Here is a 7,409-nt window from a genome sequence, read left to right on the forward strand (position 1 = left end):
CCACCCTGAGCGCGGCCCTGTCGGGCAGCCTGCCCGCCTTCCAAGCCAGCCTCTCGGGCCTAACTGCGGCCTTCAACACCGCCCTGAACGCCGCCCTGTCCGGTGCGCCGGCGCTGCAAGGCGCACTCAACGCATTACTGACCGCCGGACAAAGCCTTGCCGGCAACTTCAGTGCCGTCTTGAGCGGCGGGCTGCCCACTCTTCAGGGCGCCTTGAATGGACTGATACAGACTGGTGCGAGCCTGGCCGGCAACTTCAGCGCAACCTTGCCGACTCTGGCCGCCCAGCTCACCGGCGGCTTCGGCACCGGTCTGGCCAGCCTCAACACCGCCCTCAACGCCGCGTTCACTGCAGCCCTGTCCGGCGCGCCGGCCTTACAGGGCGTCCTGACCGGGCTGATCACTGCCAGCCAGAACCTGTCGGCGAACCTCAGCGCCGCACTGCCGGCGCTTAGCGGCGCCCTCAGCGGCAACTTCGGTGCGAGCCTGGCCGGAATCAACGCCGCCCTCAACGGCGCGCTGAGCGGTGGGCTCCCCGGCCTGAGCGCAGCTCTCAATGGGGCGCTCGGCAACCTCGGCGCGGCCCTGTCGGCAAGCCTCAGCGCCGATATCGCTGCACAGCTCAGCGCGGCCCTCGGGGGTAGCCTGCAGACCGGAATCTCTGGACTGGTGCAAACCGGCAACGCATTGATGGCAGGCCTTGCGGGTGGGGCATCCGGCCTGATCCAAACCGGTCAAGCCCTGGTGACCAACCTCGGCGGGGGTCTGATGAACCTGGCCCAGACTGGCGACTCGCTCGCACGGATTTGGATGAACGCCGCGACCCAAATCGCTGCCGTAATCGACAGCTCCACGGGTGCAAGCTTCGGTGTCGGGCTCTCTGGATTCGGGCAGACAGCCGCCAACCTGGCTACGACCATTCAGGGCACTCTCGGCGGACTGACCCAGACGGGCGGCACGTTATTGCTGTCTCTCAACGGTGCCGGTCTCGCGCTAGCCGGGGACCTTCGCGACGTGTTGACCAATCTCCAGCTCGCGATCCAGGCGGCTTTGCGAGCCGGCTTCGGCTTCCAAGTAGGAGGCTGAGCCGGGCGCCCGGCGGCACGGGCTGCCGATCAGAGCATCGGTGTAGCCACGTGTTCGGCGTACCGCTGCAGACTCGACCTCGCTCGGCTGACCGCTGCGGCACGGTCGGTCACCGAGACGAAGTAAGTCTCGAAACGCTCGGCGCCCAACCGGTCCTTCAGAGCCGCCAGTTGAGCGGCTCGCAGAGGCGACTTTCTCCCCGACTCCAGCAATGCGCAGTGCAGGAACACGGCGTCGTCGTCGGCACCGAGCCGCGCCAGCAACCTGGTGATGTAGCGCAGACTCAGCCACTGCTGCGCCCGATCACCAAAACGGTCCCAGTGGTCAAGCACCTCGATGAACATCCGTGCCGCATGCGCGGGATCGCCATGAACGCCACGCGTCGCGGCGGCCTCCATCAATGCGATTCCATACCACCAGTAGTTCTGCACATCGTGGGCAAGCCTGGCTGCCTCATCGAACAGCTCCAGCGCCCGTTCCGGGTCAGCCCTTTTGAGCTGATAACCAAGCGTGAAGTAGGCGTTCGACTGCGCGGTTGGGTTGGCAGTGGCGTCGGCGGTCTCCACCGCTTCCATTGCAGCAGGAAGAGCCGCGTCGCGATTGCCCAATACGCCGTGACAAATCGCTAATTCAGAAACGGTCTGCGCCAGCCGGACGAGGTCATCGGAACCGCGGGCACGCGCTGTCTCATACTCCCAATGCGACAGGACACCGGCCGGCCCAGATTGAAAGAGCGCTACGTCGGCAAGCACATCTGCGGGATAGGCAAAGCGCGCAGCGCCGCGCCCAGGAACACGCCCGTCAGCGCGCAGCGCGAGATGTCGCGCCAGCTCGAATTCGCCCCTCGCCCACCTAATCCGCGCCGCTGTGCCCACCGCGGCCGCGAACAGCGGATGGTCGGGTTGCACGAGGGCGAGCGCACGCTCGGCCCAACCACCTACTTCGTAGCCAATCCGCAAGCCGGCGAACTCTGCGACACCAGTGACCAATCTCAGCGCAACATCGAGGTCGTCGCCGGCCAGCGCGTGCTCGAACGCCGCGCGCATGTTGTCGTACTCGGGCAACATCTGCTCGACCCATTCGCGCTCATCCGGACCGAATAGTCCGGTGGTGGCCCGCTCGGCGAGCTCGGTGAAGTAAACGGCATGGCGCATGGCCAGCTGCTTGTCAATTCCCTGCTCCTGTAAGCGCTCTCGCCCGTAGCTACGCAGTGTCTCCAGGAGGGCGTAACGGGTCCGGTTGGTGACGGTGCGCACGACCACCATGGATTTATCGATTAGACCGAGAAGCAACTCAAGCGTGTCGTCCTCATTCGCGCACTCGGCCCCGCACACACCATGGGCGCCCTCCAAGTCGAACGAACCCGCGAACACCGAAAGCCGGGCGAATAGGGCCTGTTCGGGTTCGACCAAGAGTTGATACGACCAATCGATCGTCGCGGCCAGGCTTTGCTGGCGGGCCGGCGCTCCGCGCACCGCGCCCCGCAGAAAACCCAACCGGTCCAGCCGACGAACCACATCAGGGGCGCTCATCACCCGCATCCGCGCGGCCGCCAACTCCACGCCCAATGGCAGACAATCCACCCGCCGGCAAATCTCAGCCACCGCATCGATGGGCTGCACATCGAAATTGAAGTCCGGCCGGCCGGCCTGGGCCCGATCGGCGAACAGCCGCGTCGCATCCTGCACCGAAAGGGGCGACAGCACAACAATCCGCTCGCCCTCCACACCTAGCGGTTGTCTGCTCGTCGCCAGCACCGACACCCCGGGACAGTGCCGCACGATTCGCTCAACCAGCCCCGCCACGGTCTCCAGCAAATGCTCGCAGTTGTCGACCAATAGCAAGGCTTGCCGCGACCGCAGGTACTCGATCACCGACTCTTCGATGCCCATACCCCGCTGTTGGCGCAACCGCAGCGCGGCGGCAACCGTGTGTCCTACCGCGTCACCGTGCTCGACAGGCCCCAACTCGCAGATCCACAGCTCCTCGCCAAAGCGTTCCTGCTCTCGTCGGGCAACCTCCCAGGCCAGCCGCGTCTTGCCGACGCCACCTACCCCGGTCAGTGTCACCAGCGGCCCGGCCCGCAGCGCGGCGACGGTCCGAGTCAAGTCGTCTTCGTGACCGACAAAGCTCGTCGCCCGCCGGAAAGCAACCGTAGGCGACTTGCGAACGGGAGCGGAAGGAGCCAACGCCGAATCGGTCACCGGTGCAGCGTCCGGCTGAGAATCTCCTCCGGTAAGGATCTGATGATGTACATCACGCAGTAACTGACCCGGTTCAACGCCGAGTTCATCGACCAGCCGCAAACGGGTCTGGCGGTAGGTGTCCAGCGCGTCGGCCTGCCGGCCACAGCGATACTCCGCCAGCATCAGCTGCGCGGCCAAACGTTCGTCCAAGGGGCGGGCAGCTTGCGCAGCAAGCAACTCGACCAGCAAGTCGGCGTGCCGCCCAGCGCGCAGGGCGACATCGTTGCGGTCTAATTCCACCGCGAACCGTTCCGCTTGTACGCCGCTGCGGACTTCGTTGACCCAGGGCGTATCCAGGAACATGAACGGCTCAGCAGACCACATACCGAGCGCGCGATCAAACAACGCCGCCGCCTGCACCGGGTCCGCGGTGGAGCGCGCCTGGGACACCAAATCCCGGAAGCGATGCAAATCCACCGACAACGCCTCAGCGGCCAGCATATATCCGGCAGGCCCCCGCGAAATCGCCACGCCCTCGGCATCGGCAAGCAGCGCCCGGAGCCGAGACACATAGCCCGCCAACGAGTTTCGCGCGCGCCGCGGCGGCCGATCCGACCACACCCGGTCCACCAACTGCTCCGGCGACACCGCGTGGTTCAAATCGATCAGCAGCGCAACCAACACACACTGCCGGCGCGCATGCCCGATATCCAGCGGCCGCCCATCAACACGCACTTCGACGTCGCCGAGCACCCGAAACTCGACCGTCATTCAGTACACCCCTTCTGCAGAAGGCGCACATGTCGTGCGAAGCATACGTGCCGCACCGGCACCCTTCGAGGAGATCACCGGGCCGGAGGCACCGCACGTTCGGCGTGCCGCTGCAGAACCGACCGCGCACGGGCGACCGCGTCGGGGCCGTCGGCCGGCGATGCGCCATGGGCATCGAAGCGCTCCGCACCCAGCCGCTCCCGCAGCGCGCCCGCTTGGGCCGGGTGCAACGACGACGGCTTGCCCGCATTCTGCAAAGCGTGGTGCAGAAATGCGGCGTCTTCGTCGGCGCCGAGCCGTGCCAGCAGCCTGGTGGCATAGCGCAAACTCAGCCACTGCTGGGACCAGTCCCCGACTCGGTCCCAATGCTCCAAGACCTCGACGAACAGCCCCGCCGCGGCCGCGGGCTCGTCGTGCACTGCACGCGTTGCCGCTGCCTCCATCAAGGCGATGCCGTACCACCAGAAATTCTGTACCTCGCCGGCAAGTCGCGCCGCTTCGGTGAACAGTCTCAGCGCTCGCTGAGGTTGGGACTTCTTGAGCGCAAAGGCAAGCGCGAAATACGCCGTTGACTGTGTCGTAGGGTTGGCCGTCTGGTCGGCGACTTCCACCGATTCCCGCGCAGCCGGCACGGCCTTGTCACATTGGCCCAGCATGACCCGACAGGTGGAGAGTATGCAGGCGGTCTGCACCAGCCGAACCGGATCATGATCTTGTCGGGCACGCGCCGCCTCGCGGTCCCAATACTCGAGCACCGTGCGTGCGTCGCCGCCAAATAGGGCAACGTCGGCCAGCACATCGGCCGGGTAGGCAAAGCGCGCAGTTCCCCGTGGCGGAACACGCCCCTCGGCGAGGGTTGCCAGCCGTCGCGCGCCGGCAAAGTCGCCACGAACCCAACGACCGCGCGCCGCGCTACCCACCACCGCGGCATACAGGGGGTGCTCCTCGTCAGCGACTGCGAGCACCCGCAGGGCCCAATCGACCACCTCATAGCCGATCCGCAGCGCGACCAGCTCAGAGGCGGAGGCAACCAGCCGCAACGCCAGATCGACGTTGCCAGTGGCCATCGCGCATTCGAACGCCGCGCGCAGGTTGTCGTAATCAGGCAGCATCCGCTCAACCCAGTCGCGCTCCTGCGCGCCGTGTATCGCCGCGCCGGCACGTTCAGCAAGTTCGGTGAAGTACACCGCATGCCGCATCGCATCGCGACTATCGGTTCCCTGCTCGCGCGAACGCTCTCGGCCGTAGGCACGAAGGGTCGTCAAGAGTCCGTACCGCGTTCGGTCGCTGACGCTGTGCACATACACAATCGACTTGTCGACTAGGCCGACGAGCAGGTCCAGAGTGTCGTCTTCAACGGCTCCGTCCGCCCCGCACACGCAGTGCGCGGCATCGATGTCAAACGACCCTGCGAACACCGAAAGGCGCGCGAACAAGTCTTGCTCTGCTTCGGTGAGTAGCCGATACGACCAGTCGATCGCCGCGGCCAGGCTCTGCTGCCGCGGCAGCGTCCCACGCATTCCGCCACGCACGACGTGCATGTGGTCCAGACGACGGATCACGTCGGCCGCGCTCATCACCCGCATCCGCGCCGCAGCCAGTTCCACCCCCAACGGCAGGCAATCGACCCGCTGGCAGATTTCGGCCACCGCACCGCTGGACTGCCGGTCCAGGCTGAAGTCCGGCCGGCTCGCCTTGGCCCGGTCGACGAACAACTGCACCGCGTCGTCTACCGACAACGGCGGCACCACCACCAGGCGCTCACCCTCAATACCCAGGGGCTGCCTGCTGGTCGCCAACACCGATACCGAAGGGCAGTGCTGAACGATCCGCCCGACCAATGTTGCGGCCGCTTCCAGCACATGCTCGCAGTTGTCGAGGACGAGCAGAACGTCACGCGAACGTAGATACTCGATCACCGAATCCTCGATGCCAAGGCCGTGCTGGTGGCGCAATCGCAAAGCGGCGGCAATGGTGTGCCCTACCGCGTCACCGTTATCCAGCGGCCCTAATTCGCAAATCCACGCTCCCCCGCTGAAACGCTCCTGCTCGCACAGCGCGACTTCCCACGCCAGCCGCGTCTTACCGACGCCACCGACACCTGCCAGCGTCACCAGCGGACCCTCGTGCATCGCATGCACGATCCGCGCCGAAGCCTCCTCGTGGCCGACGAAGGTGGTCACTCGCCGCAATAGACCCGAACCCGGCCCGCCGCCCGCAAGCTGGCGTGCCGGCGCAGCACGGCGCGCCGGTGGCGCAAGGGCCAGCGCCTCTTCTATCTCGCCGGCGAGAATCTGCTGGTGTACTCGCTGCAGGGCCGAACCTGGGTCGATGCCGAGATCCTCGACAAGCCGCCGTCGCGTGTGCCGATAGGTCTGCAGCGCATCAGCCTGCTGGCCACAGCGGTACTGCGCCAGCATCAGCTGTCCGGCCAGGCGCTCGTCGAGCGGGTGGGCCGCATGCGCGGCAGTCAGTTCAACCAGCAGCTCGCCATGTCGACCGGCCCGCAATGCCACGTCATTGCGGTCCAATTGCGCCAATAGCAACTCGGCCTTGAGGGCGTTGCGCACTTCGACGAACCACGGCGTATCCAAAGAGGGGAACGGCTCTCCCCGCCAGAGCTCGAGTGCGCGATCGAACAGCACCGCGGATTCAATCGGTTCCACGGTTGCCCTGGCCTTAGCGACGGCGGCCTTGAAGCGGTGCAGATCTATCCAGGCCGGATCAGTGGCAAGAACGTATCCGCTCGGCTCGCGCGAAATCGACGCGCCCGGCACATCAGCGAGCAAGCGGCGTAACCGGGACACGTAACTGGTCAAGGAGCTGCGGGCCGAGAAGGGCGGATTATTCGACCACACTCGGTCAACGAGTTGCTCCAGCGAGATGCGCTGGTTCACATCGACCAGCAATGCGACAAGCACGCACCGCTGGCGGGCATGCCCGATGTCGAGCGCCTGCCCGTCGATTCGGGCCGCCACATCGCCGAGTAGGCGGAAGTCGACCGTCATTTAGTCCCCACTAGCCGTCCTGGCCACGCGCACCCTGGTCACCGTTTGCCCCAGCGTGGCCCAGCTGGCCGGCTACCGTCGGTCCGGTACCGACACCACCGTCCCCAGCCGCTCCACCGTCACCGCCCAGCCCGCCGGCACCACCGTCGCCGCCGACACCCGCGATGCCGGCGTGACCGAACAACCCGCCGGCTCCAGCGTGGCCACCGTTGCCGCCGCCACCTCCGTCACCACCCGTTCCCCCGACGCCGCCGTCGCCACCGACACCGCCCGCTGCATTGAGTCCGCCGAGTCCGCCCGGTCCACCCGATCCGCCGGCGGCGCCAAAACCGCCCCCGCCTCCGATGCCGCCGGCGGCC

At 66.5% G+C, this 7,409-nt stretch carries 4 protein-coding genes; 1 reads left to right on the forward strand and 3 read right to left on the reverse strand.

Features of this window, described 5'->3' with window-relative positions; genetic code table 11:
• On the forward strand, positions 1–1,085 hold a 1,085-nt coding region (locus AWC27_RS30745), incomplete at its 5' end, for a hypothetical protein (protein ID WP_085668369.1).
• A gap of 29 nt (positions 1,086–1,114) precedes the next feature.
• Here the strand turns inward: AWC27_RS30745 and AWC27_RS00120 are convergent.
• The 3 genes from AWC27_RS00120 to AWC27_RS30750 all read right to left on the reverse strand — a co-directional run.
• On the reverse strand, positions 1,115–4,042 hold the full coding sequence (locus tag AWC27_RS00120) for an AfsR/SARP family transcriptional regulator (RefSeq protein WP_085668371.1): 2,928 nt from the start codon (positions 4,040–4,042) through the stop codon (positions 1,115–1,117).
• 74 nt (positions 4,043–4,116) lie between these two features.
• On the reverse strand, positions 4,117–7,050 hold the full coding sequence (locus AWC27_RS00125; protein ID WP_085668373.1) for an AfsR/SARP family transcriptional regulator: 2,934 nt from the start codon (positions 7,048–7,050) through the stop codon (positions 4,117–4,119).
• 10 nt (positions 7,051–7,060) lie between these two features.
• Positions 7,061–7,409, reverse strand: a 349-nt coding sequence (locus AWC27_RS30750) for a PE family protein (RefSeq protein WP_169726681.1), incomplete at its 5' end; no start/stop codon positions are given.

This window comes from Mycobacterium szulgai, from assembly GCF_002116635.1.
Lineage (GTDB): Bacteria > Actinomycetota > Actinomycetes > Mycobacteriales > Mycobacteriaceae > Mycobacterium > Mycobacterium szulgai.

Excerpts from the sequence above, each read along its gene's own strand:
- AWC27_RS00125 (WP_085668373.1), bottom strand. The coding sequence starts at position 7,050 with ATGACGGTCGACTTCCGCCTACTCGGCGATGTGGCGGCCCGAATCGAC.
- AWC27_RS00120 (WP_085668371.1), bottom strand. The coding sequence starts at position 4,042 with ATGACGGTCGAGTTTCGGGTGCTCGGCGACGTCGAAGTGCGTGTTGAT.